This is a genomic window from Arthrobacter sp. YAF16 (assembly GCF_052113385.1).
GTDB lineage: Bacteria > Actinomycetota > Actinomycetes > Actinomycetales > Micrococcaceae > Arthrobacter.
In genome coordinates this window covers 129,559-153,084 of record NZ_JBFRDC010000005.1, presented here as the reverse complement: position 1 = coordinate 153,084, position 23,526 = coordinate 129,559, and the positions used below count along the sequence as shown (strand labels likewise).

The window sequence follows — 23,526 nt, the reverse complement described above, 5'->3', positions numbered from 1 at the left end:
CCGCGACGGCGCATGCCCATTCCTCGTCCTGCGCACTGGGCATATGACCACTATGTCCACTCCCCGCAGCCAAGAACGGGCATCTCCGGCAGGGTTGGCGCACCGGGCATGCCCCCTGCCGCGGCCCACCACGGCACATGCCCATTCCTCGTCCTGCGCACTGGACATGTGACCACTATGTCCACTCCCCGCAGCAAGGAACGGGCATGTCCGGCAGGGCGCTACCGGAGCGAGCGGTACTCGAACAGTGCAGCAGTCCCCATCCCGCCAGCGATGCTGATCATGGCCAGGGCCAGTCGGCCATCCACGGCCTCCCGGCGGGCCTGGGCCAGCAACCTGGACACGAGCACCGCGCCGGACGCTCCGTAGGCGTGCCCCAGGGCAAGGGCGCCGCCGTCGAGGTTCGCGCGTTCCGAGTCGATGCCCAGCTGGTCGAGGCATGCCAGGGTCTGGGATGCGAACGCCTCGTTGAACTCGATCAGCCCGAGATCCCCGGCCGCGACGCCGGAAACCGTAAGCAGGCGTTCAGCGGCCGCCGCCGCGCCCATCCCCAGCAGCGCCGGCTCCACGCCCGCGGTGTCCGTCCCGAGGACCAGGAGGCCGTCCCGTGCGCCGAGTTGGCGCGCCCGGGCCAGCGAGGTGATCACGACGGCGGCGGCCCCGTCCGCGTCGAAGCAGGAGTTGCCGGCTGTCACGGTCCCGCCGGGAACGAACGCGGCAGGGAACCGGGCCAGCAACGCCGGGGTCAGCGAGCGGCGTGGGCCGTCATCGCAGCCCACGGGACCATCGGGCCCGGGCAGCGCGACGGTCTCGGTTTCGAAGGTTCCGGCCGCCGCGGCGTCGAGGGCGCGACGGTGGCTGCGCAGCGCGAAGTCGTCCTGCCGTTGCCGCTCAATGCCATGGCGGACGGCGACGTTCTCGGCGGCCACCCCCATGTCCGGGTCGCCGATGCTGCCGGGGGCGAACTGGGCGCGGCTGAAGAACTGCGGCTCGCCGTCGGCGCCGCGCCTGGCCCGCAGTGGTGCGGTGCTGATGCTCTCCACCCCGCCGGCGAGATACACGCTGCCGCCGCCGGAACCCCCGCCGAATTGGCCGCCGGACGCGACGAGCCGGGATGCCAGCACGATCGCGTCGAGGCCGGACCCGCACTGCCGGTCCACGGTCAGTCCCGGAACGCCCACGGCCAGCCCGGCCTCGAGGGCCGCCAGCCGGGCGACATTGCCGCCGCCGCCCACCGCGTTCCCGACCACGACGTCCGTCACCTGGTCCGGTGCAACACCCGAGTCGGCCAGCAGTCGGTGCAGTACCGGCGCCAGCAGTTCGTGGGCGGGCAGCGTCTTCAGGGCTCCGTGGGCGCGGCAGAGCGGGGTCCGCAGGGCAGCGATGATGACGGGCTGCCGGTCCTCCGGCAACAGTCCGCCCCGGCGCGGCGCAGGCGAAGGCGTCCGGGAAGGCAACGGATCCTCAGCCGAGGCGCCGGACACGAGGATCATTCCGGGCGATCCACTCAAGCAGCAGCGGCCGGCTGGGCTTGCCGCGATCGGTGAGGGGCAGCTCGGTCAACGCGTAGTAGTCCAGCGGACGTTTGCTCCGGACCAGGACATCCTCGACGCCGGCCTTCAGCTGCGTGCCCGTCAGGCCGCCGTGGGACGGCAGTACCGCGGCCACGACGCGCTGGCCGCGAAGGTCGTCCGGCTGCCCGGCGGCCATGGCGGCGGCGACACCCGGCACGGACGCGAGGGCGAGTTCCACCTCGTGCGGGTACACGTTGGTCCCCGCCGTGACAATCATGTCCGAACGGCGGCCCAGCAAATGCAGGGTTCCGTCGGACAGGTAGCCCCGGTCCCCCACAGTGTGCCAGCCGTCGAAGCACTGCAGCGCCGTGCCGTCGTCGCCCCACAGGTAGCCCTCGCTGACCATGCCGCTGCGCACGCAGACGTTGCCGTCGCATCCGTCAGGAACCGCGGCGCCGCCGTCGTCGAGAATCCTGATCTCGACGCCGGGAAACGGACCGCCGATTCCCGTGGCGTTCGCCGTCCCGCCGAACGCTCTCAAGCTGGACGCCGGGGCCTCGCCCGGCCGGAGTCCTGCGCCGGCGACGAAACTGAGCTCCGCGGCGCCGTAGTACTCGAAGATCGTCGCGTTCGGCGCCCAGCGGCGGGCGGCCTCCAGGGTGCGCGCGTCGAGCTTGGAGCCGGCGCAGATGATGCTCCGCAGGCCGGAGGCATCCACGCCGCCGGCCAGGCCCCGCTCACTGAGCAGCCGCAGCATGGTCGGTACCAGGACCAGCCGGGTGATGCCGTCATGGCTGACCGCGGTGTGTGCGTCGCCGACGTCGAACTGCTCGAGGGTGTGGAATTCAGAGCCGGCATACAAGCATTCAGCAAGCGCATAAAGATTGAGGCTGGCGGCAAGCGGTCCGGGTGCGAGCGTCCGGTCCTCGGGCCCCAGGCCAAAAAACTCGACAGAAGACTCGAAGGACAGCCGCCAGGAGCGCCGCGAGCGGGTGAACGCCTTGGGCAGCGCAGTCGTGCCGGAGGTGAGCCCGATCAGGAAAGGCGACTCAGGTGACCCGTCCTCGAGTTCGCTGCCCAGGCCGGCCCCCTGGCCGGTGCCGTCAGCGGGAACGGCTTCCGCGATCCGGGCCGTGATGGCGTCCAGGAGCTGCTGCGGCCAGGTGGGGTCCAGCACGGCGCAGCGGCGGCCGGCCGCGACGGCCGCCGCGAAGGCGACCGCAAAATCCGTGGAGTTGCGCTCGGCCAGCACCGTGACGGCCGGCGTCACCGGGACGAGCGCAGCCGCCGCGTTCCGCAGTTCGGACCAGCTCAGGCGTTTTCCGGCCACGACGACGGCGGTGCCGTCGGGGCGCTCATCGGCCCAACGCTGGAGTCTGTCAAGAAAAGGCATCGGATCAACTTTACCGGGCAGCGGGGTTCCGGCCGCCGGGAGAGGATATTGTGACAGCATGAGTTTCAATGACAACGTGCAACTGGACCCGTCGCAGGTCCAGAGCCGCGGCGGCATGGGCCGCGGCACCAAAATCGGCGGCGGGATCGGCGGCGGCATCGTGCTGCTGTTGGCCGCGCTGTTCGGCATCAATCCGCAGCTCCTGGAGGGCCTGGCCGGCACTACCCAGGACCAGACACAGAGCCAAAGCACCGCGCCGACCTGCAAGACCGGCGCCGACGCCGACGCCCGTCTGGAATGCCGGATCGTGGGCACGGTCAACAGCCTGAATGCCTTCTGGCCGGATTATCTGGCGCAGTACAACAAGAAGTACCCGCAGCCGGAGACGGTCCTGTTCCGCGGCGCCACCAACACCGGCTGCGGCAACGCCACCTCGGAAGTCGGCCCGTTCTACTGCCCCGCCGACCAGACGGCGTACTTCGATCCGGGCTTCTTCCAGGAACTCGTGGACCGCTTCGGATCCTCGGGCGGCCCGCTGGCGCAGGAGTACGTGGTGGCCCACGAGTTCGGCCACCATATCCAGAATGTCCTCGGCACCATCGACCGCGCCCAGCAGGATCCCCAGGGTCCGCAGTCCGGCGCGGTGCGGGTGGAGCTCCAGGCCGACTGCTATGCGGGCCTGTGGGTCCGCTACGCCACCACCACCAAGGACCCGAAGAGCGGTCAGCCGTTCCTGGAACCGCTCAAGACGCAGGACCTGCAGGACGCCCTGTCCGCAGCCTCCTCCGTGGGCGACGACCGGATCCAGAAGGCAGCCACCGGGCGGGTTTCGCCGGAGTCCTGGACCCACGGCTCCAGCGCGCAGCGGCAGAAATGGTTCTACCAGGGTTACAAGACCGGCGACATCAACCAGTGCGACACCTTTAAGGTCGCGACCCCTTAACCCGATCGACCGCTCCGAAACCACCGTTATGGGCCTCCAAAAGGGCCGTTGCGGAGCCCTCGATGTCATCGCGGCAGAGAAAACGACGGCGGGCCCACCTCCAAGAGGTGGGCCCGCCGTCGTTGTGGGGATCCTAGATGTTGAAGCCCAGGGCCCGCATCTGGTCGCGGCCGTCTTCGGTGATCCGCTCCGGACCCCATGGCGGCATCCACACCCAGTTCAGCCGCCAGTCGTCGACAATGCCGTCCAGGGCCTTGCCTACCTGCTCCTCGATCACGTCGGTGAGGGGGCAGGCCGCCGTGGTGAGCGTCATGTCGATCAGCAGGGCGCCGTCGTCGTCTGAGTACTTCAGGCCGTAGAGCAGGCCCAGGTCAACGATGTTCACGCCCAGCTCCGGGTCGATCACATCCTTGAGTGCCTCTTCGACATCCTCGAGGCCCGTGCGGGCCATATTGATTTCGGTCATGGCGTAGTCCTAACTAGGCCTGTGCTGCGGCGTCGGCGGCAGCGATGGCGGCGGCTCCGGCGCCCGGGAGGTAGCGGTCGTAGCCTTCTTCTTCAAGGCGGTCGGCCAGCTCCGGGCCGCCCTCTTCGACAACCTTGCCGTCCACGAACACGTGCACGAATTCCGGCTTGATGTAGCGCAGGATCCGGGTGTAGTGGGTGATCAGCAGGGTGCCCATGTTGCCCTCGGCGTGGGCGCGGTTGACGCCCTCGGAGACGACCTTGAGCGCGTCGACATCCAGGCCGGAGTCGGTCTCGTCGAGGATGGCGAACTTCGGCTTGAAGAGCTCCAGCTGGAGGATCTCCACGCGCTTCTTCTCGCCGCCGGAGAAGCCCTCGTTGACGTTGCGCTGGGTGAAGTCGGCGTCGATGCGCAGCTGGGCCATGGCAGCCTTGACGTCCTTGGTCCAGGTGCGGAGCTTCGGGGCTTCGCCGTCAATGGCGGTCTTGGCGGTGCGCAGGAAGTTGGTCATGCTGACGCCGGGAACCTCGACCGGGTACTGCATGGCCAGGAACAGGCCGGCGCGGGCGCGCTCGTCAACGCTCATCGCGAGGACGTCTTCGCCGTCAAGCGTGATGGTGCCGCTCGTGACGTTGTAGCGCGGGTGCCCGGCGATGGTGGAGGCCAGGGTGGACTTGCCCGAGCCGTTGGGACCCATGATGGCGTGCGTCTGGCCGGTCTTGATGGTCAGGCTGACGCCCTTCAGGATTTCCTTGGTGCCCTGCTCGGTGTCAATGCTGACGTGCAGGTCCTTGATCTCAAGAGTAGACATGTGTCTTGTTCTCCTCTGCACCCCCGCCTCGGCGGCGGTGCGTTTTCTCGTCGATAAGTTTTTGTGGTGCTGGTTGCCGGCCCGGCCGGGACAAGCGTGGCTTGCCCCGGCGGTCAGCTGAAGTTCGGAGCTTCGGCGCCGTTCAGGATGGTGCTGACGTCCACGTAGACGTCGTCGCCCTGGATGGTCACGGCGAAGACAGGCACGGGATCGTAGGCGGGCAGCTGGAGCGGCTGGCCGCTGCGCAGGTCGAACTGTGAGCCGTGGCCCCAGCATTCGATCTTGCAGCCTTCCACTTCACCCTCGGAGAGCGAGATGTCTGCATGCGAGCAGGTATCGCCGATGGCGTGGATCTCCCCCATCGAGTCCTTGACGACCGCTACCGGGTAGTCATCGATCAGGATCCGCAGCGCCTGCTTGACCTGGATCTCGCTGGCGTTGCAGACCAGCTCGCCCTTTGGCTGTTCCGTCATGTTCGTTGTCCGTCTTCCCTAGTGCCGTGCACTAGTTTTCCGTGGCGGCGAGCTCGCGCTCGACGGCGGCCGTGAGGCGCTCTTCGATGGCGGGAACCTTGATCTGCTGGATGATCTCGTTCAGGAAGCCGCGGACCACCAGTCGGCGGGCCACCTTTTCCGGAATGCCGCGGGCCATCAGGTAGAACAGGTGCTCGTCGTCGAAGCGGCCGGTGGCGCTGGCGTGGCCGGCGCCGGCGATCAGGCCGGTTTCAATCTCAAGGTTCGGCACGGAATCCGCGCGGGCACCGTCGGTGAGGACCAGGTTGCGGTTGGCCTCGTAGGTGTCGGTGCCTTCTGCTTCCTTGCGGATCAGGACGTCGCCCACCCAGACGGTGTGCGCGTTCCGGCCCTGCAGGGCGCCCTTGTAGAGCACGTTGGACTTGCAGTTGGCGACGGCGTGGTCCACGAAGAGGCGCTGCTCGAGGTGCTGGCCGGCGTCCGCGAAGTAGAGGCCGAACATTTCCGCTTCGGCGCCGGGGGCGGTGAAGCGGGTCGACGGCGTGACACGGACCAGGTCGCCGCCGAGGCTGACGACGATGTGCTTGAACTTGGCGTCGCGGCCGAGCTTCGCCTGCTGGGAGGAGGCGTGCACGGCGTCGTCGTTCCATTCCTGGAGGGAGATGACGGTGAGCTGCGCGCCGTCCTCGACCAGGATCTCGACGTTTTCCGCGACGACGGCGGTGCCCTGGTGGTCCAGCACAACAACGGCCTTGGAGAACTTCTCCGCGATGATCACAACGTGCTGCGCGGAGGCCCCGGTGCCCTGGCCGGTCAGGACTACGCTGACCTCGCCCTCGGCCTGGACCTCGGCGGGAACCGTGATGACGGTGGCCTCGGTGAAGTTCTCCCAGGCGTTCGCGGAGACCCGGTCCTCGGGGATCGCGGCGGAGCCGATGCGGGCATCGTCCCGGCCGACGGTCTCGATCCGGACGCTGTCCGGGCCGGTGACGGCCACGGACGGTGCCGCGCCGCTGAGGACGTCGGTGTGCAGGCCGCGGAGGCGCTTGAGCGGGGTGAACCGCCAGTCTTCCTCCATGCCGGTCGGCGGCTTGAAGTCCGCCAGCTTGTACGAGGTCAGGCGGCCGGCGCGTGAGCTGTCCGGGACGCCGACGCCGCCGCCGTGCGAGTGGCGCTTGACGGCTTCGCCGGCCAGCGGCGACTTGGACTCCGCGGCGTTCAGCGGTGAAAGGCTCTCGCCTTCCTCGGTGAAACCGTTGATGAACGGCTGGGCTGAGGGCGCGCCGATGCGGGCCTTTTCAGTAGTGATGTCAGTCATTAACCGACCGATCCTTCCATCTGCAGTTCAATCAGGCGGTTCAGCTCGAGGGCGTATTCCATCGGCAGTTCGCGGGCAATCGGCTCGATGAAGCCGCGGACGATCATCGCCATGGCCTCGTCTTCGCGCATGCCGCGGGACATCAGGTAGAACAGCTGTTCTTCGCTGACCCGCGAGACCGTGGCCTCGTGGCCCATGGTGACGTCGTCCTCGCGGATGTCGATGTACGGGTACGTGTCCGAGCGGCTGATCGTGTCCACCAGCAGCGCGTCACAGCGGACCGTGTTGGCCGAGTGCTTGGCGCCTTCGCGGACCTGGACCAGGCCGCGGTAGGCAGCCCGGCCGCCGCCGCGGGCCACGGACTTGGAGATGATCGAGCTCTTGGTGTTGGGCGCGATGTGGACCATCTTGGAGCCGGTGTCCTGGTGCTGGCCTTCGCCGGCGAACGCGATCGAGAGAGTCTCGCCCTTGGCGCCTTCGCCCACGAGGTAGACGGCCGGGTACTTCATGGTGACCTTGGAGCCGATGTTGCCATCGATCCACTCCATGGTGGCGCCCTCTTCGCAGATGGCGCGCTTGGTGACCAGGTTGTACACGTTGTTGGACCAGTTCTGGATGGTCGTGTAGCGGACGCGGGCGCCCTTCTTCACGATGATCTCCACGACGGCGGAGTGCAGCGAGTCCGAGGTGTAGATCGGCGCGGTGCAGCCCTCGATGTAGTGGACGTAGGAGTCCTCGTCCGCGATGATCAGGGTGCGCTCGAACTGGCCCATGTTTTCCGTGTTGATGCGGAAGTAGGCCTGCAGCGGGATGTCCACGTGGACGCCCTTGGGCACGTAGACGAAGGAGCCGCCGGACCAGACCGCCGTGTTCAGCGAGGCGAACTTGTTATCGCCCACCGGGATGATGGTGCCGAAGTACTCCTGGAAGATTTCCGGGTGCTCGCGCAGCGCGGTGTCCGTGTCCAGGAAGATGACGCCCTGGGCTTCCAGGTCCTCGCGGATCTGGTGGTAGACCACCTCGGACTCGTACTGGGCGGCGACGCCGGAGACGAGGCGGCTGCGCTCGGCTTCCGGGATGCCCAGCTTCTCGTAGGTGTTCCGGATGTCCTCGGGCAGGTCCTCCCAGGTGGCGGCCTGCTTCTCCGTGGAGCGCACGAAGTACTTGATGTTGTCGAAGTCGATGCCGGACAGGTCCGCACCCCAGGTGGGCATGGGCTTGCGGTCGAAGTACTTCAGGCCTTTCAGGCGCAGGTCCAGCATCCATTCCGGCTCGTTCTTCTTGCCGGAGATGTCACGTACGACGTCCTCATCGATACCACGGCGTGCGTTGGCGCCGACGTCGTTCTTGTCGGCCCAGCCGTATTCGTAGGTTCCGATTCCGTGGAGCTCGGGATTCTTTTCCAGAATCTCCGAGATCACAGTGGATTCAGCAACCTTCTTCTCTGATAGTTGGTCCGTCATCACGGCCTTTCTTGCAGATGGTTGGATACTTCGTCCGGGTTGCCCGGGCCCGCGGGGCTGGGAGCCCCGACGGCGGCCGGACGGCCCGTAGGTATGTGGGTGGTGCAGACATGGCCGCCGCGCGCCAGGGTGGAGAGCCTGCGCACATCGACGCCGACCAGCCGGGAGAACAGTTCGGTCTCCACGTCGCAGAACACCGGGAACTGCGCGGCGAGCTGCTGGATGGGGCAGTGGCCCTGGCAGAGCTGGACGCTGGAAAGGGCGGCCGGCAGCGGCGCCTTGGCCTCGATTGACTGCGCCGAGGCGACAAAACCGTCGCGGCTCAACGCCTCGGACAAGGCCTGCGCGCGGGCCGTGATATCGGTTCCCGCCCGCTCGATTTCCGGCGCGTAGCGGCGTTCCATCTCGGCGAAACGCTCGACGGCGAACTCCCGTACCGCGTCCTGGCCGGCCATTTCGCCGAGCCGCCGCAGCGCGGAGCTGGCGATGTCGAGGTAGTCGTTGCCGAGCGTGGACTGGCCCTGCGAGCTGAGCACGTAGCGGCGCGCCGGGCGCCCCGCGCCGGCGCCTGCACGGGCCGCGCGCTTGACTTCGATCACGCCGTGACGTGAGAGGTGGTCCAGGTGACGTCGAACCGCCGCCGGAGTGAAACCGAGCAGCTCGCCGAGCTCCGCGGCGCTGATCGGACCGTGTTCGAGCACAGCCGCCAAGACTCGGTCCCGGGTGCGTTCCTCCGCGTCGGCAGCCATCGCCGCAGGCATTGCTGCGGGAACAGCCTCGCCTTCGGCAGGCTCGGCCGACTCCGCGCGCACGGCAGGCGCGGCAGAAGTAGTTGGGCTCATGGAATACACAACATAATCATGTCGTAATTTACTCCCCCGATCCAGTAAGGCATGGCTTTCCTGGCGCTGGCTCCGGATCGGGGCCGCGCCTACTACATCGCGTAGAATGCTTTGGTGCGATCTCCCGAATCCCCCGCCCTGACAATCAGCGGGCTCATCAAGGATGTTGGTCCGCTGCCCAGCCTTGACGGCAAAATGCTGCGGGTGGTCAGTGGCGTCTCCCTCGTTGCCGAGCGCGGCCAGGTGACCGCCCTGCTTGGGGCCAACGGGGCTGGTAAGACCACCACCATCGAATGCGCCCAGGGCCTGCAGAAACGGTCCGGCGGCAGCATCAGCCTGCTCGGCCAGGATCCGGACACGGCCGGGGCGGAGCTGCGCGCCCGCGTCGGCGTCATGCTCCAGGACGGCGGCCTGCCGCCGTCGGCCCGCCCTATCCCGCTGCTCAGGCACATCGCCGGGATGTACCAGGACCCGTGGCCGGTGGACGAACTCGTGGCGCGCCTGGGCATCGACGCTTTCAGCCGGACCTCCGTTCGGCGACTCTCCGGCGGCCAGAAACAGCGCCTCGCCCTGGCCGCAGCCCTGGTGGGCCGCCCCGAAGTGCTTTTCCTCGATGAGCCCAGCGCCGGCCTGGACCCGCAGTCCCGCCAGTTGGTCTTTGAGCTAATCGCCGAACTACGGGACCGCGGCATGGCCATCATCCTCACGACCCACCTCATGGACGACGCCCAGCGCCTGGCCGACTACGTCTACATCATCGACGCCGGCCGGAACGTCGCCGAAGGCACCGTAGCGCAGTTGCTGCGGCACGAACTGGCGGCCGCCGGCGAACAGCACATCCGGACGCTGCATTTCGAAGCGGAGCCCGGACTGGACCTGGCCGGCGTCCTGCCCGCCGACGTCGACATCCGCGAGACGCGCGCCGGAAGCTACAGCGCCACCGGTGCGCTCACGCCCGCCGACCTCGCCGCCGTCACGGCCTGGTGGGCGGACCGGGGCATAATGCCGGCCTCCATGAGCCTGGCCGCCCGCAGCCTCGAGGACGTCTTCCTCGACATCTCCGGAAGGGAGATCCGATGAGCTCCGCCCCCCCCACCGCCGGCACCCCGCTGGGCCGCGCCCCCGCTCCCCTGCTGCGCCGGATCCTGCTGCAGGGCAAGTATGAGACCGTCACCATGATCCGTAACGGCGAACAGCTGATCCTCGCGATCATCCTGCCGTTGCTGGCCCTCGTGGGCCTGACCGTTACTCCCCTGCTGGACGGCCTTGGTTCCAGCAGGATCAACACCGCCGTGCCGGGCATCCTCGCCCTCTGCGCCATGTCCACGGCGTTCACCGGCCAAGGCATCGCCACGGGATTCGACCGCCGCTACGGGGTGCTGCGTTTCCTCTCCACCACACCGCTGGGCCGCGCGGGCCTGATCCTGGGCAAGGTGCTCGCGGTGCTGGCGGTGCTGCTGCTTCAAGTGCTGGTGGTCGCAGCGGTCGCCCTGCCCCTGGGCTGGCGGCCGTCGGCGCCGGGGCTGCTCCCGGGCTTGCTGCTGCTGGTCCTCGGCGCCGCTGCCTTCACCGCCCTGGGCCTGCTGGTGGCCGGCACGGTCCGGCCGGAGGCCACGCTGGCGATCACCAACCTGCTGTGGATCCTGCTGGGCGCCCTCGGCGGCATCGTCATCCCGGCCGAGCGCCTCCCCGCTCTCGCCCAGGCGATTGTGCACTTCCTTCCCTCCGGCGCGCTGGGCCAGGCGCTGCGGGATGCTTTCCTGCACGGCAGCGTCAATCTCGCCGCCGTCTTTGTCCTGCTGCTCTGGACGGCCATTGCCGGCGCCGCAGCAACCCGTTGGTTCAAGTGGAATTGAGAAAACTGTGAGTACGGCATCCCGCCCTTCCCGGATCGTGTCCCGGATTTCCTCCCGGCTGCCCGTCACCGTCGACAAGACCGTCCGCCGGCTGGCCGTGCTGTCCCTGATCGGCCAGACCGTGCTGGTGGTGACCGGCGGCGCCGTCCGCCTCACCGCTTCCGGCCTGGGCTGCCCCACCTGGCCGCGCTGTACCGACAGTTCGCTCGTGAACACCCCGGAGATGGGCATCCACGGCATCATCGAGTTCGGCAACCGGCTCCTGACGTTCGCGCTGGCCGCCGTCGCAGTCGCGATGCTGGTGTACCTGTGGAACCTGCGCAAGGAACGCCGGGACCTTTTCCTACTGGCCCTCGGCCTGCTGGCCAGCATCCCGGCCCAGGCTGTCATCGGCGGCATCACCGTCCTCACCCAGCTGAATCCGTGGGTGGTGGGCCTGCACTTCCTGGTCTCGATGGCACTCGTGGTTCTCGCGACCCTGCTGGTCAACCGGGCCTACGGCAGGACCGGCAAGTTCCGCACCAGCCAGCTCCCCGCGCTGCCGGGCGCCGCACGCCCCGTGCTGACCGCCGTCGCGCTGATCTCGGCCGTAGCCGTGTGCCTCGGCGTCGTGGTGACCGGTGCGGGCCCGCACGCCGGCGACGCGAACGCGCCGCGCAACAACCTGGACTGGGACCTGTTCTCGCACATCCATGCGGTCCCTGCCTACCTCGTCACCGCGGGGGCCCTGTTCGGCGTCGTCCTGGTGTTCCGCGGCCGCATCACCGGCCCGTTCCGCACGGCGGTGTTCCTGCTCCTGGGCGTCACCGTGCTGCAGGCGGTCATTGGCTTCACGCAGTACTACAACGGCATCCCGGCCCTGCTCGTTGCCGCCCACATGCTCGGCGCGGCCCTTCTGATGAGCGCGTCCACCAACGCCGCCGACATCGCGCGCAGCAGCCCGCTGAAGTAGCACCCCCTCCGGCAGCAGCCGCCTGAACCACAAACGCGCCGGTCACCCGCCGCCCATCCGGAAGACCGGAGCGGGCGGCAGGTGACCGGCGCGTTGTTTGTTGCGGGAGACTTCTGCTTAGCCGCCGACGATGGCGGACCCGATGAACGGGTCGACAGCCAGGGCGATGAAAAGCAGGGTGAGGTAGCTGATCGAGCCGTGGAAGACCTTCATGGCGCCCTTGTTGGAGACGTCGCCGCCCTGTGCCCGGTTGTAGAGGGCGTGCGACTCGTACAGGAACCAGGCCCCCGCGGCGACGGCGGTGACGGTGTAGACCCAGCCGGCCCCGCCGACCGGGATCAGCAGCAGCGAGCAGGCCACCATGGCCCACGCGTAGAGCACCACCTGCACGGAGACGACCTTGGCGCCGGCGATCGCGCCAAGCATAGGCACGTTGGCGTTGCGGTAGTCCTCGCCGTAGCGCATGGACAGCGGCCAGTAGTGCGGCGGCGTCCAGAGGAAGATCACCATAAAGAGCACGACGGCGGGCCATTCCACCGTGTTGGTCACGGCGGCCCAAGCGATCAGCACCGGGAAGCAGCCCGCGGCGCCGCCCCAGACGATGTTCTGCGCGGTGCGGCGCTTCAGGATCATGGTGTAGATCACGACGTAGAACACGATGGCGCCGAGGCCCAGCCACGCCGAGAGCGGGTTGGCACCGAACCAGAGGATGGCGATGGCGGCGGCGCCGAGGAGCCAGGAAAACACCAGCGCTTCCCGCGGCGTGACCTCGCCCGTAACCAGCGGCCGGTTCTCCGTCCGGTGCATCAGCTTGTCGATGTCCCGGTCGATGTAGCAGTTGAAGGAGCCCGCGCTGCCGGCAGCAAAGGCGCCGCCCACGAGGGTCGCCAGGATCAGGCCCAGGGACGGGAAGCCGCGCTCGGCGTAGATCATGGTGGGCAGGGTGCTGACCAGCAGGAGTTCGATCACCCGGGGTTTCGTGAGCGCCAGGTAGGCCTTGGCTTTGCGGCCGAAGCCGATTCGACCCGGGGCCGGGGAGGCGTTAAGCGGCGTATCTGTTGTGCTCACGGTGGCAGTCACTCTGTTCTGTCTGGCTGTTCAGTCCGGCTGGTCGCCGCAGTACGTCCTAGATCCGGCGCACTGCGTTCGGAGGGGGTCCACGCGCAGCGCACAGGCATGTCCTCGCCCCCGTTGGTAGCCACGCACCATCATACCGTGGCGGCACCCGCGTCCGGGTCCTCTGGAAACCCGCTGGAATTCCGCCAAGTTAACGCAGCCTCACCGCCGCGGCGGCACACGGTGATTCATATAAGCCGAAAACCGGTCCAATTCGTGAGATGTACGCTACCCGGCAGGTGGAATGGGGCTAAGCTGTCTGACAGATCAGCACGCACGGGCGGCTGCCCCCAACGGCGCTCCCTGCCTCTGCGCATGCGACTAAATGATAGATCAACGTTTCGATGGTGAACGGCTGGTACGAACCGCAGCGGGCACCGAACTGTGCCCCCGGCGGAATGCCCTCAGCGGGAAAGCTCCCAGAGGGAAAACCCGTACCACCGGCCGTCAGCACAGAGAGGGGCCCGGTTTACGTGCCACATTTGGAAGAGCAAGAACTGTCATGGACTCATCTGGACCAGCGTGCCGTGGACACCGTCCGGGTACTCGCGGCGGATGCGGTGGAGAAGGTCGGCAACGGCCACCCCGGCACGGCCATGAGCCTGGCCCCGGCCGCCTACCTGCTCTTCCAGAAATTGATGCGCCACGATCCGGCGAACCCGGACTGGCTGGGACGTGACCGGTTTGTCCTGTCCCCCGGCCACACGTCCCTGACGCTTTACATCCAGCTCTTCCTCTCCGGCTACGGCCTGGAGCTGAAGGACCTCGAGGCGCTGCGGACCTGGGGGTCGCTGACCCCGGGACACCCGGAGTACAAGCACACCGCCGGCGTGGAAATCACCACCGGCCCGCTCGGCCAGGGCCTGGCATCCGCCGTCGGCTTCGCCTACTCCCAGCGCCGGATGCGCGGGCTGTTCGACGCCGACGCCGCCGAGGGCACCAGCCCGTTCGACCACACCATCTGGGTGATCGCTTCCGACGGCGACCTGCAGGAAGGCGTCACGTCCGAGGCCTCCTCGCTCGCCGGCCACCAGGAATTGGGCAATCTCGTGGTGATCTACGACGAGAACCACATCAGCATCGAGGACGACACCGACGTCGCGTTCACCGAGGACGTCCTGGCCCGGTACGAGGCCTACGGCTGGCACACCCAGCGGGTCGACTGGACCCGGACCGGAGAGTACAAGGAGGACGTGCCCGAGCTGCACGCCGCCCTGCTCGCCGCAAAGGCCGAGACGGGCAAACCCTCCATCATCTCGCTGCGCACCATCATCGGGTGGCCGGCGCCGAAGAAGCAGAACACCGGCAAGATCCACGGCTCGGCCCTCGGCGCCGAGGAAGTCGCGGGCCTGAAGAAGGTCCTCGGCTTCGACCCGGAGCGCAGCTTCCAGGTCGACGACGAGGTCCTGGCCCACACCCGCGAGGCGCAGTCCCGCGGCGCCTCGGCACGGACCGAGTGGCTGGCGTCCTTCGAGGCCTGGCAGTCGGCCAACCCCGAGGCGGCCGTCCTGCTGGAGCGCGTTGAAGCCCGGAAGCTTCCGGCCGAACTCGATGCCGCCCTGCCGGTCTTCGAAGCCGGCAAGGACGTCTCCACCCGCGCCGCGTCCGGCAAGGTCCTGAACGCGATCGGCCCGGTCATGCCCGAGCTGTGGGGCGGCTCCGCCGACCTCGCCGAATCCAACAACACCACGATCGAGGGCTCCCCCTCATTCATCCCCGCCTCCCGGCAGACCGAGGCATGGAAGGGCAACCCCTACGGCCGGGTGCTGCACTTCGGCATCCGCGAACACGCCGCGGCGTCGATCGTGAACGGGATCAGCCTGCACGGGGCGACCCGGGCGTTCTCCGGCACGTTCCTGATCTTCTCGGACTACCAGCGCCCGGCGATCCGGCTCGGCGCCCTGATGGGCGTCCCGTCCCTGTATGTCTGGACGCACGACTCGATCGGCCTCGGCGAGGACGGCCCGACCCACCAGCCGGTGGAACAGCTCGCCTCGCTCCGGGCGATCCCGGGCCTGGACGTCGTGCGCCCCGGCGACGCGAACGAGGTCGCGGCGGCCTGGAAGGTCATGCTCGAGAACCATGAGAACCCGGCCGGCATTGTGCTGACCCGGCAGAACATCCCCACCTATGCCCGCGGGACTTCCGATGCCGAGGCAGACACCTTCGCCTCGACGGCCGGTGTCGCCAAGGGCGGCTACGTGCTGGCCGAAGCGTCCGCCAACGGCCAGAGCACCGAGGCGCAGGTCATCCTGATCGGCACCGGCTCCGAGGTCCAGCTCGCCGTGGCCGCCCGCGAGGCCCTGCAGGCCGAAGGCATCCCCACCCGGGTGGTCTCCATGCCGTGCGTGGAATGGTTCAACAAGCAGGACGCCGCCTACCGCGAGGCAGTGCTCCCCGCCAACGTCAAGGCACGCGTCTCCGTCGAAGCCGGGCTCGCCCTGGGCTGGAAGGAGTTCGTCGGCGACGCCGGCCGCTCCATCAGCCTCGAGCACTTCGGCGCGTCGGCCGACTACAAGCGCCTGTTCCAGGAATTCGGCATCACCGCCGAGGCCGTGACCGCCGCCGCCAAGGAATCCCTCGCCGGCCTCACGGCCTGATCCCAACTTCACGCTTTCCGGGCCGCCGCCCCACCAACGGCGGCGGCCCCAGACTTCAGGAGTTACACATGAACACCACCCCCACCGCTACCCCCACGCAGCAGCTCTCCGACGCCGGCGTCTCCATCTGGCTCGATGACCTCTCCCGCGGCCGCCTCGCCACCGGCACGCTGCGCAAGCTGATCGAAGAGAAGAACGTCGTCGGTGTCACCACGAACCCGAGCATCTTCCACGCTGCCATCACCACCGGCACCGACTACGACGCCAAAATCAAGGAAATGGCAGCCGCCGGCGCCAGCGTCGAGGAGACCGTCTTCGCGATCACCACCACCGACGTCGCCGACGCCTGCGATCTGTTCGCCCCCGTGGCCGCCGCGACGAACGGCGTCGACGGCCGCGTCTCGATCGAGGTGGACCCGCGCCTCGCCTGGGACACCGCCGGCACCATCACCGAGGCCAAGGAACTCTACGGCCAGGTCAACAAGGACAACGTCCTGATCAAGATCCCCGCCACGATTGAAGGCCTCGAGGCCATCACCGCCACCCTGGCAAGCGGCATCAGCGTCAACGTGACCCTGATCTTCTCGCTCGAGCGCTACCGCGCCGTGATCAACGCGTTCCAGAGTGGGCTCGAACAGGCCAAGGAGAACGGCCACGACCTGTCCAAGATCCACTCCGTGGCGTCGTTCTTCGTCTCCCGCGTGGACTCCGAAATCGACAAGCGCCTCGACGCGATCGGCACCGACGAAGCCAAAGCCCTCAAGGGCAAGGCCGGCCTGGCCAACGCCCGCCTGGCCTACCAGGTCTACGAGGAGCTCTTCTCCACCGAGCGCTGGGCCCTGCTCGCCGAAGCCGGCGCCCGTCCGCAGCGCCCGCTGTGGGCCTCCACCGGCGTCAAGGATCCGGCCTACCCGGACACCCTGTACGTGACCGAGCTCGTCGCCCCCGGCGTTGTTAACACCATGCCGGAAAAGACCCTCGACGCCACCTACGACCACGGCGCCATCACCGGCGACACGGTCACCCGCGGCTACGACGACGCGAACGCGACCCTCAACGCGCTCGACGCACTGGGCATTTCCTACAACGAAGTCGTCGCCGTGCTCGAGTCCGAAGGCCTCGACAAGTTTGTGGCAAGCTGGAAGGAACTGCTGGCCGACGTCGAGGTCGCCCTCGCCGCTGCACGGAAGGACGCATAGTCCCCCATGACCACTCTCAGCTACGACGCCACGGGCGCCGCCCGCCAGGCGCATGAACAGCACCTGCCCGCCCTGCTGGAGGACCGGGTCGCCACCCGGATCTTCGCCAAGGACGCCACCCTGTGGGGTCCCGACGCCGAAGCCGAGGCCGCGGTCCGGCTCGGCTGGGTGGAGGCCGCCACCGTCTCCCAGCCGCTCGTGGCGGACATCCTGGCCCTCCGCGACGCGCTCCGCGCCGAAGGCGTGACCCGGATTGTCCTGTGCGGCATGGGCGGTTCCTCGCTGGCCCCCGAGGTCATCGCCGGAACCGCCGGCGTCGAGCTGACGGTGCTGGACAGCACCGACCCCGAGCAGGTTGGCGCCGCCCTGGCAGACCGGCTCGAGCAGACCGCCATCGTGGTCTCCTCGAAGTCCGGCTCCACGCTGGAGACCGACTCGCAGCGCCGCGTCTTCGAGCACGCCTTCACCGAGGCCGGGCTCGACGCGAAGAGCCGGATCGTCATCGTCACGGACCCGGGATCGCCGCTGGACAAGGCCTCACGCGAAGCCGGCTACCGCGCCGTCTTCAACGCCGACCCCAACGTCGGCGGCCGGTACTCGGCACTGACTGCCTTCGGGCTGGTGCCGTGCGGACTGGCCGGCGTGGACATCCAGGCCTTCCTGGACGAAGCCGAAGAGACCGCCGAGATCCTCAATGACGACAGCGAGGAGAACATCGGCCTCGCCCTCGGCGCCGCGCTGGGCGGCACTAACCCGCTGCGCGACAAGATCGTGATCGCCGAGGACGGCTCCGGGATCGTAGGGTTCGCCGACTGGGCCGAACAGCTCATCGCCGAGTCCACCGGCAAGCTCGGCACCGGCGTGTTGCCGGTCGTCGCCGGTCCGGACGCGCCGGAGGTCACGGGCGGCGCCGCGGACGTGCTGGTGATCCGGCTGGTGGCAGCCGACGCCGACGTCGAACTGGGCGACAACGAGTCGGCCATCGCCGGCGGCCTCGCCGCGCAGATGATGGCGTGGGAGTTCGCCACCGCCGTCGCGGGACGGCTGCTGGGCATCAACCCCTTCGACCAGCCCGACGTCGAGGCCGCCAAAGTCGCAGCACGCGGCCTGCTGGATGCGCAGCCCGAACCGACGCCGGCCAACTTCACCGACGGCGCGATCGAGGTCCGCGGCGGCACCTGGCTGGGCGACGCCGGCACCGCGGCCGAAGCGGTCAGCGCGTTGTTGGGCCAGCTCGGTGCGGACGGCTACCTCAGCGTCCAGGCCTACTTCGACCGGCTCAACTACGCACCACTCGAAGGCATCCGGGACGAACTGGCCGCCCTCAGCGGCCGCCCCGTCACCTTCGGCTGGGGACCGAGGTTCCTGCACTCCACCGGGCAGTTCCACAAGGGCGGCCCGGCGATCGGCGTGTTCCTGCAGGTCACCGCGGCCTCCGCGACGGACCTGGCCATCCCGGAACGCCCGTTCAGCTTTGGTGAGCTGATCTCCGCCCAGGCCGCCGGCGATGCGCAGGTCCTCAGCGAGCACGGCCGGCCCGTGCTCCGGCTCCACCTCACGGACCGTGCCTCCGGCGTCCGCCAGTTGCAGCAGCTTGTCTCCTCGCTGGCCGGCACTTCATTTGCTGGCCGCCCAGCGTCCTCCACCGAAAGCTAAGGCACCACAGCAACCATGCCACTCTCGCAAAACGGCAGCCCTAAGTCCGCGGGCCGGGGGCGCAATCCGCTCCGGGACCCGCGGGACCGCCGGCTGAACCGCATCGCCGGCCCCTCCTCCCTGGTTCTCTTCGGCGTTACCGGTGACCTCGCCCGCAAGAAACTCATGCCGGCCGTCTACGACCTCGCCAACCGCGGGCTCCTGCCCCCGAGCTTCGCCCTCGTCGGGTTTGCCCGGCGGCAGTGGGAGAACGAGGACTTCGCCGCCGAGGTGAAGGAATCGGTCAAAAACTACGCCCGCACACCCTTCGACGAAACGGTGTGGAAGCAGCTCTCCGAGGGCATCCGCTTCGTGCAGGGCGAGTTCGACGATGACGACGCCTTCGAGCGGCTTAGCGAAACCATCGACGAACTCGACGAGCAGCGTGGCACCCGCGGCAACCACGCCTTCTACCTCTCCATCCCGCCGAAGGCCTTCGAACTGGTTTGCCGGCAGCTCTCCAAGCACGGCCTCGCCCAGGCCGAGGGCGACAAGTGGCGCCGCGTCGTGATCGAGAAGCCGTTCGGGCACGACCTCGAGTCGGCCCGGCAGCTCAACGACATCGTGGAATCGGTGTTCCCGCCCGATGCGGTCTTCCGGATCGACCACTACCTCGGCAAAGAGACGGTCCAGAACATCCTGGCCCTGCGCTTCGCCAACCAGCTGTTCGAACCGTTGTGGAACGCCAACTACGTGGACCACGTCCAGATCACCATGGCGGAGGACATCGGCACGGGCGGCCGCGCCGGGTACTACGACGGCGTGGGCGCCGCCCGCGACGTCATCCAGAACCACCTGCTGCAGCTGCTTGCCCTGACCGCCATGGAGGAACCGATCTCCTTCAACGCGGACGACCTCCGCGCCGAGAAGGAAAAGGTCCTGGCCGCGGTCCGGCTGCCGGAGGACCTCTCCACGCACTCGGCGCGCGGACAGTTCGCCGGCGGCTGGCAGGGCGGTGAGCAGGTCCAGGGCTACCTGGAGGAGGAAGGCATCCCCGCCGACTCCACGACCGAGACGTTCGCCGCGATCCGGGTGGACATCAACACCCGGCGCTGGAGCGGCGTGCCGTTCTACCTGCGGGCCGGCAAGCGGCTGGGGCGGCGGGTGACGGAGATCGCCGTCGTGTTCAAGCGCGCGCCCAACCTGCTCTTCCGTGACCACGGCGAGGACGACTTCGGCCAGAACGCCGTCGTCATCCGGGTGCAGCCCGATGAGGGCGCCACCATCCGCTTTGGCTCCAAGGTCCCCGGCACCCAGATGGAAGTCCGCGATGTCACGATGGACTTCGGGTACGGCCATTCCTTCACCGAGTCCAGTCCCGAGGCCTACGAACGGCTCATCCTGGACGTGCTCCTTGGCGAGCCGCCGCTGTTCCCGCGGCACCAGGAGGTGGAGCTGTCCTGGAAGATCCTGGACCCGTTCGAGGACTACTGGGCCAGCCTGAACGAACAGCCGGAGCCCTACGCCCCCGGAAGCTGGGGTCCCGCCTCCGCCGATGAACTGCTCGCCCGCGACGGACGGACCTGGAGAAGGCCATGATCGTAGATCTTCCCGACACAACAACCTCCAAGATCTCCAAGAAGATCATGGCGCTGCGCGAACAGGGCGGCGTGATCGCCCTGGGCCGCGTGCTGACCCTCGTGGTGGTGACCAAGTCCGGCCTCGAAGAGGAAGCCATCGAGGCCGCCAACGAAGCCAGCCGGGAACACCCCTGCCGGATCATCGTCCTCGCCGACGCCGGCGCCTCGGCGCCCACCCGGCTGGACGCGCAGATCCGGGTGGGCGGCGACGCCGGCGCCTCCGAGGTCATCCTGCTCCGCGGCTACGGCGAACTCGCGGAGGAAAGCGAATCCCTCGTGGCCGCGCTGCTCCTTCCGGATGCCCCGATCGTGGCCTGGTGGCCGCACGGTGCGCCCCGGAATGCCTGCGAGACGTCGATCGGCCGGATCGCGCACCGCCGCATCACCGACTCCGCAAACGAGCCGGACCCGCTGGCGGCGCTGGACAATCTCCGCAGCACCTACAAGGCCGGCGACACCGACCTGGCCTGGACCCGCCTGACCAACTGGCGGATCCAGCTGGCGGCAGTCCTGGACCAAGTGGACTCCTCGCCGGTCACCGCCGTCGCTGTCGAAGGCGCCTCGGACTCCCCCAGCACCCTGCTGCTCGCGGCATGGCTCACGCTGGCGCTGGACGCCCCGGTGACCATCGTCGCTGATCCGGCCGGCACCGGGATCCGGCGCGTGCGGCTGACCCGCACCGGCGGCGACGTGCAGCTGTTCCGACCCGGACTCACCGTGGCGGAACTGACCCAGCCGGGCCAGCCTGCCCAGCGCATCTCCTTGCCGCGCCGCAGCCTCAAGGACTGCCTGGCTGAGGAGCTCCGGCGCCTGGACCCGGACGAAGTCTTCGGTGAAGTGATTACTATTGGACTGCCACGTACCAACCTAAGGAGTGTCCGTCCCAGTGAGCGCTGACCCCAGAGTAAGCATCCATCCTGACTCGACCGTCCTGATGGCGGCGATCGCGGCACGCCTGATCACCAAGCTTGTGGACATCCAGGACAAGCACGGCGAGGCAACGGTGGTGCTTACCGGCGGCACGATGGGGATCGGCTCGCTCAAGGCGGTCGCCGAGTCGCCGGCCGCACCGGCGGTGGACTGGTCCAAGGTCAACTTCTGGTGGGGCGACGAACGCTTCGTCGGCTCGGACGACGCCGACCGCAACGCCCGCCAGGCGCACGAGTCACTGCTCTCGCACATCAACGTGGACCCCTCGCGCGTCCATGTCCCGGGCTCGACGGACGACTTCGGAACCCCCGAAGAAGCAGCGGCGGACTACGCGCGGCGGCTTGCCGAGGCGGCCGCGGCCGAGCACGCCGCCGATATGTCCGATGACCGTCCGGAGGAGCCCGGCGCCTTGCCGCGGCTGGACATCGTGCTGCTGGGCGTCGGCCCGGACGCGCACGTGGCGTCCTTGTTCCCGGAGCAGGCCGGCATCCGGGAGAAGGAGTTGACCGTCGTCGGGGTCCGCAACTCCCCCAAGCCGCCGCCGGCCCGGCTCTCCCTCACGCTGCCGACGATCAACACCGCGAACGAGGTGTGGATGGTGGTGGCCGGCGATGACAAGGCCGGCGCCGTGGGCTTGGCCCTGGCCGGAGCCAACCCGGTGCAGGTGCCGGCGGCAGGGCCCCGTGGCCGGTTCCAGACGCTGTGGCTGATCGACGAGGACGCAGCCTCACGCGTCCCCGAGCAGCTCGTCCGGAAGGGCGCGTCGGGCGCGTAGCCGTTCAAGCGCTCCAGCCAGCACGTCTTCGGCGTCCTGGCTGGAGCGCCTTTCTTTAACGTATTCGAGGTGGCTCTTGAACCCCTCCGCGGTTTCGTCCTCCAGCGCGAAGCGGGACTCGTCCCGGGTGGCTGCTCCGCCGCAGCGGCGGCAGTCCCACACCCCGGGGATTTGCTCCTCAGGGAGCTTGGCGAACACGAGGGCTGTCTCGTGGCCTTTCGCGCACCGGTAGGTGACGCAGATCCGGGGTTGCGCCGCGCCCCCGTCGAGGGGCTCATGGCGGGCCGGGGCTCCGGCGATGGCACCGACGCGGATGCCCCTGAATCCGGAAGCAGAATGCAGCATCGGGAACTCCTGGCTACTCGGCTGGTGGATTGGCTTGCCAGCGACAGTGTAGTTCGGAGTTCCCGATGCGGGGAGGGCCGCAAGGCCCATATGAAGTTTTAGAAAACGGGGGTACTAGGAGTCGGCGCCGGTGCTGAAGCGCATCAGCAGGCCGAGGGCGATGATGACGACGCCCCAGGTGACTCCGAGGATGACCGTGAAGCGGTTGAGGTTCCGCTCGGCTACGCCCGAGGAGCTGAGCCCGGAACTCATGCCGCCGCCGAACATGTCGGACAGACCGCCGCCGCGCCCCTTGTGAAGCAGGATGAGCAAGGTCAGCAGGAGGCTGGTGATGCCCAGCAGCACCTGGAGAATGACATGAAGAACGTCCACGACGGCCTTTCAGAAGATGGGGATTGCGGGGGCCAAAGCTGTGTCCGGACTAATCCGTCAGCAGGTGACTCTCGAACCTGACAATATTAGCAAACTCGGCGGCGTCCAGGCTGGCACCGCCGACCAGCAATCCGTCCACGTCGCGTTCCTTGAGGATCGAGGCGGCGTTGTTCGCCTTCACCGAGCCGCCGTAGAGCAGGCGCGTCTTGGCGGCGACCGAGGCGTCGAAGAGGGTGGCGAGTTCGGCGCGGATCGCGGCGCACATCTCCTGGGCATCCTGCGGCCCGGCGACTTCGCCGGTGCCGATGGCCCAGACGGGCTCGTACGCGACCACCAGTTCGGCCGCCTGCTCCGCGGTAAGGCCTTCGACGCCGGCCCGCAGCTGGGCAAGCGTGTGGTCCACGTGCGTGCCGGCCTGGCGGACTTCGAGCCCCTCGCCGACGCACAGCACGGGGGTCATGCCGTGGCGGAAGGCCGCCTTGGTCTTGGCGTTGAGGACCTCGTCGGACTCGTTGTGAATGGTGCGGCGTTCGCTGTGGCCCACCAGGACGTAGCGGCAGCCGAGCTTCGCGAGGAACTGTCCGGAAATGTCCCCGGTGTAGGCGCCGGAGTCGAACTGCGAGAGGTCCTGGCCGCCGTAGACGACGTCCAGCTCGTCGCCCTGGACGAGGGTCTGCACGCCGCGGAGATCGGTGAACGGCGGGAACACGGCGACCTCCACCCGGCTGTAGTCGTGTTTGGCGTCGGACAGGGTCCAGGCCAGCTTCTGCAGGAGGGTGATGCCCTGGACGTGGTCCATGTTCATCTTCCAGTTGCCCGCGATGAAGGGCTTGCGGTCGAACTTGCCGTGGGTTGACGTTGTCACGTGATCTCCAAAAGATTC

22 protein-coding genes are annotated in these 23,526 nt (G+C 68.3%); 10 read left to right on the top strand and 12 right to left on the bottom strand.

Annotated features, from left to right (window positions below; translation table 11 throughout):
* Positions 1-221: 221 nt before the first annotated feature.
* A complete protein-coding gene (locus tag AB4Y91_RS12045; RefSeq protein ID WP_441418702.1) occupies positions 222-1,493 on the bottom strand; it encodes a thiolase family protein in 1,272 nt (423 codons plus the stop codon).
* Positions 1,465-2,907, bottom strand: a complete 1,443-nt coding sequence (locus tag AB4Y91_RS12040; protein WP_441418701.1) for a class I adenylate-forming enzyme family protein — start codon at positions 2,905-2,907, stop codon at positions 1,465-1,467. Before AB4Y91_RS12040 ends, AB4Y91_RS12045 begins: the two co-directional genes overlap by 29 nt.
* 58 nt (positions 2,908-2,965) lie before the next feature.
* Between AB4Y91_RS12040 and ypfJ the strand changes: the two genes are divergently transcribed.
* Entirely contained in the window at positions 2,966-3,850 is an 885-nt protein-coding gene (ypfJ, locus tag AB4Y91_RS12035; RefSeq protein ID WP_441418700.1) for a KPN_02809 family neutral zinc metallopeptidase, read from the top strand.
* A 133-nt stretch (positions 3,851-3,983) separates the two neighbouring features.
* On the opposite strand, the gene AB4Y91_RS12030 is transcribed toward ypfJ, so the two are convergent.
* The 6 genes from AB4Y91_RS12030 to AB4Y91_RS12005 all read right to left on the bottom strand — a co-directional run bounded on the left by AB4Y91_RS12030 (position 3,984) and on the right by AB4Y91_RS12005 (position 9,223).
* Positions 3,984-4,316: a metal-sulfur cluster assembly factor gene (locus AB4Y91_RS12030; protein WP_138769377.1), complete on the bottom strand. Its 333-nt coding sequence runs from the start codon at positions 4,314-4,316 to the stop codon at positions 3,984-3,986.
* Positions 4,317-4,329: 13 nt separating this feature from the next.
* Positions 4,330-5,127 carry a Fe-S cluster assembly ATPase SufC gene (gene sufC, locus AB4Y91_RS12025; protein WP_441418699.1) on the bottom strand — a complete coding sequence of 266 codons (798 nt, stop codon included), beginning with the start codon at positions 5,125-5,127 and terminating at the stop codon, positions 4,330-4,332.
* Positions 5,128-5,240: 113 nt separating this feature from the next.
* Positions 5,241-5,600 carry a non-heme iron oxygenase ferredoxin subunit gene (locus tag AB4Y91_RS12020; protein WP_441418698.1) on the bottom strand — a complete coding sequence of 120 codons (360 nt, stop codon included), beginning with the start codon at positions 5,598-5,600 and terminating at the stop codon, positions 5,241-5,243.
* A gap of 31 nt (positions 5,601-5,631) precedes the next feature.
* Positions 5,632-6,918 (bottom strand): Fe-S cluster assembly protein SufD, encoded by a 1,287-nt coding sequence (gene sufD, locus AB4Y91_RS12015; protein ID WP_441418697.1) that lies wholly within the window; start codon positions 6,916-6,918, stop codon positions 5,632-5,634.
* Positions 6,918-8,381 (bottom strand): Fe-S cluster assembly protein SufB, encoded by a 1,464-nt coding sequence (gene sufB / locus AB4Y91_RS12010; protein WP_441418696.1) that lies wholly within the window; start codon positions 8,379-8,381, stop codon positions 6,918-6,920. The genes sufD and sufB overlap by 1 nt, the downstream gene beginning before the upstream one ends.
* Positions 8,381-9,223 (bottom strand): helix-turn-helix transcriptional regulator, encoded by an 843-nt coding sequence (locus AB4Y91_RS12005; protein ID WP_441418695.1) that lies wholly within the window; start codon positions 9,221-9,223, stop codon positions 8,381-8,383. The genes sufB and AB4Y91_RS12005 overlap by 1 nt, the downstream gene beginning before the upstream one ends.
* A gap of 114 nt (positions 9,224-9,337) precedes the next feature.
* Between AB4Y91_RS12005 and AB4Y91_RS12000 the strand changes: the two genes are divergently transcribed.
* From AB4Y91_RS12000 to AB4Y91_RS11990, 3 genes are read left to right on the top strand one after another with little or no spacing between them, the layout of a single operon-like run.
* Positions 9,338-10,303 carry an ABC transporter ATP-binding protein gene (locus AB4Y91_RS12000; protein WP_441418694.1) on the top strand — a complete coding sequence of 322 codons (966 nt, stop codon included), beginning with the start codon at positions 9,338-9,340 and terminating at the stop codon, positions 10,301-10,303.
* Positions 10,300-11,079, top strand: coding sequence for an ABC transporter permease (locus AB4Y91_RS11995; protein WP_441418693.1), 780 nt, complete (start codon positions 10,300-10,302; stop codon positions 11,077-11,079). The genes AB4Y91_RS12000 and AB4Y91_RS11995 overlap by 4 nt, the downstream gene beginning before the upstream one ends.
* 7 nt (positions 11,080-11,086) lie before the next feature.
* A complete protein-coding gene (locus tag AB4Y91_RS11990) occupies positions 11,087-12,031 on the top strand; it encodes a COX15/CtaA family protein (protein ID WP_441418692.1) in 945 nt (314 codons plus the stop codon).
* 117 nt (positions 12,032-12,148) lie between these two features.
* Here the strand turns inward: AB4Y91_RS11990 and AB4Y91_RS11985 are convergent, their stop codons facing one another.
* Positions 12,149-13,111, bottom strand: a complete 963-nt coding sequence (locus tag AB4Y91_RS11985) for a heme o synthase (protein ID WP_175323323.1) — start codon at positions 13,109-13,111, stop codon at positions 12,149-12,151.
* A 518-nt stretch (positions 13,112-13,629) separates the two neighbouring features.
* On the opposite strand from AB4Y91_RS11985, the gene tkt reads away from it, so the two are divergent.
* From tkt to pgl, 6 genes are all read left to right on the top strand, one after another.
* Positions 13,630-15,747, top strand: coding sequence for a transketolase (gene tkt, locus AB4Y91_RS11980; RefSeq protein ID WP_441418755.1), 2,118 nt, complete (start codon positions 13,630-13,632; stop codon positions 15,745-15,747).
* 68 nt (positions 15,748-15,815) lie between these two features.
* Positions 15,816-16,946 carry a transaldolase gene (tal, locus tag AB4Y91_RS11975; RefSeq protein WP_441418691.1) on the top strand — a complete coding sequence of 377 codons (1,131 nt, stop codon included), beginning with the start codon at positions 15,816-15,818 and terminating at the stop codon, positions 16,944-16,946.
* A 6-nt stretch (positions 16,947-16,952) separates the two neighbouring features.
* Entirely contained in the window at positions 16,953-18,602 is a 1,650-nt protein-coding gene (locus tag AB4Y91_RS11970) for a glucose-6-phosphate isomerase (RefSeq protein WP_441418690.1), read from the top strand.
* 15 nt (positions 18,603-18,617) lie between these two features.
* Entirely contained in the window at positions 18,618-20,180 is a 1,563-nt protein-coding gene (gene zwf / locus AB4Y91_RS11965) for a glucose-6-phosphate dehydrogenase (protein WP_441418689.1), read from the top strand.
* Positions 20,177-21,118 (top strand): glucose-6-phosphate dehydrogenase assembly protein OpcA, encoded by a 942-nt coding sequence (locus AB4Y91_RS11960; RefSeq protein ID WP_441418688.1) that lies wholly within the window; start codon positions 20,177-20,179, stop codon positions 21,116-21,118. Before zwf ends, AB4Y91_RS11960 begins: the two co-directional genes overlap by 4 nt.
* Positions 21,108-21,926 (top strand): 6-phosphogluconolactonase, encoded by an 819-nt coding sequence (pgl, locus tag AB4Y91_RS11955; RefSeq protein WP_441418687.1) that lies wholly within the window; start codon positions 21,108-21,110, stop codon positions 21,924-21,926. Before AB4Y91_RS11960 ends, pgl begins: the two co-directional genes overlap by 11 nt.
* Here the strand turns inward: pgl and AB4Y91_RS11950 are convergent.
* From AB4Y91_RS11950 to tpiA, 3 genes are all read right to left on the bottom strand, one after another.
* Positions 21,879-22,271, bottom strand: a complete 393-nt coding sequence (locus tag AB4Y91_RS11950) for an RNA polymerase-binding protein RbpA (RefSeq protein ID WP_441418686.1) — start codon at positions 22,269-22,271, stop codon at positions 21,879-21,881. The two genes, pgl and AB4Y91_RS11950, sit on opposite strands and share 48 nt — an antisense overlap.
* A gap of 114 nt (positions 22,272-22,385) precedes the next feature.
* Positions 22,386-22,643 (bottom strand): preprotein translocase subunit SecG, encoded by a 258-nt coding sequence (secG, locus tag AB4Y91_RS11945; RefSeq protein WP_175323316.1) that lies wholly within the window; start codon positions 22,641-22,643, stop codon positions 22,386-22,388.
* 49 nt (positions 22,644-22,692) lie between these two features.
* Positions 22,693-23,508, bottom strand: coding sequence for a triose-phosphate isomerase (tpiA, locus tag AB4Y91_RS11940; RefSeq protein ID WP_441418685.1), 816 nt, complete (start codon positions 23,506-23,508; stop codon positions 22,693-22,695).
* Between the last annotated feature and the right edge of the window lie 18 nt (positions 23,509-23,526).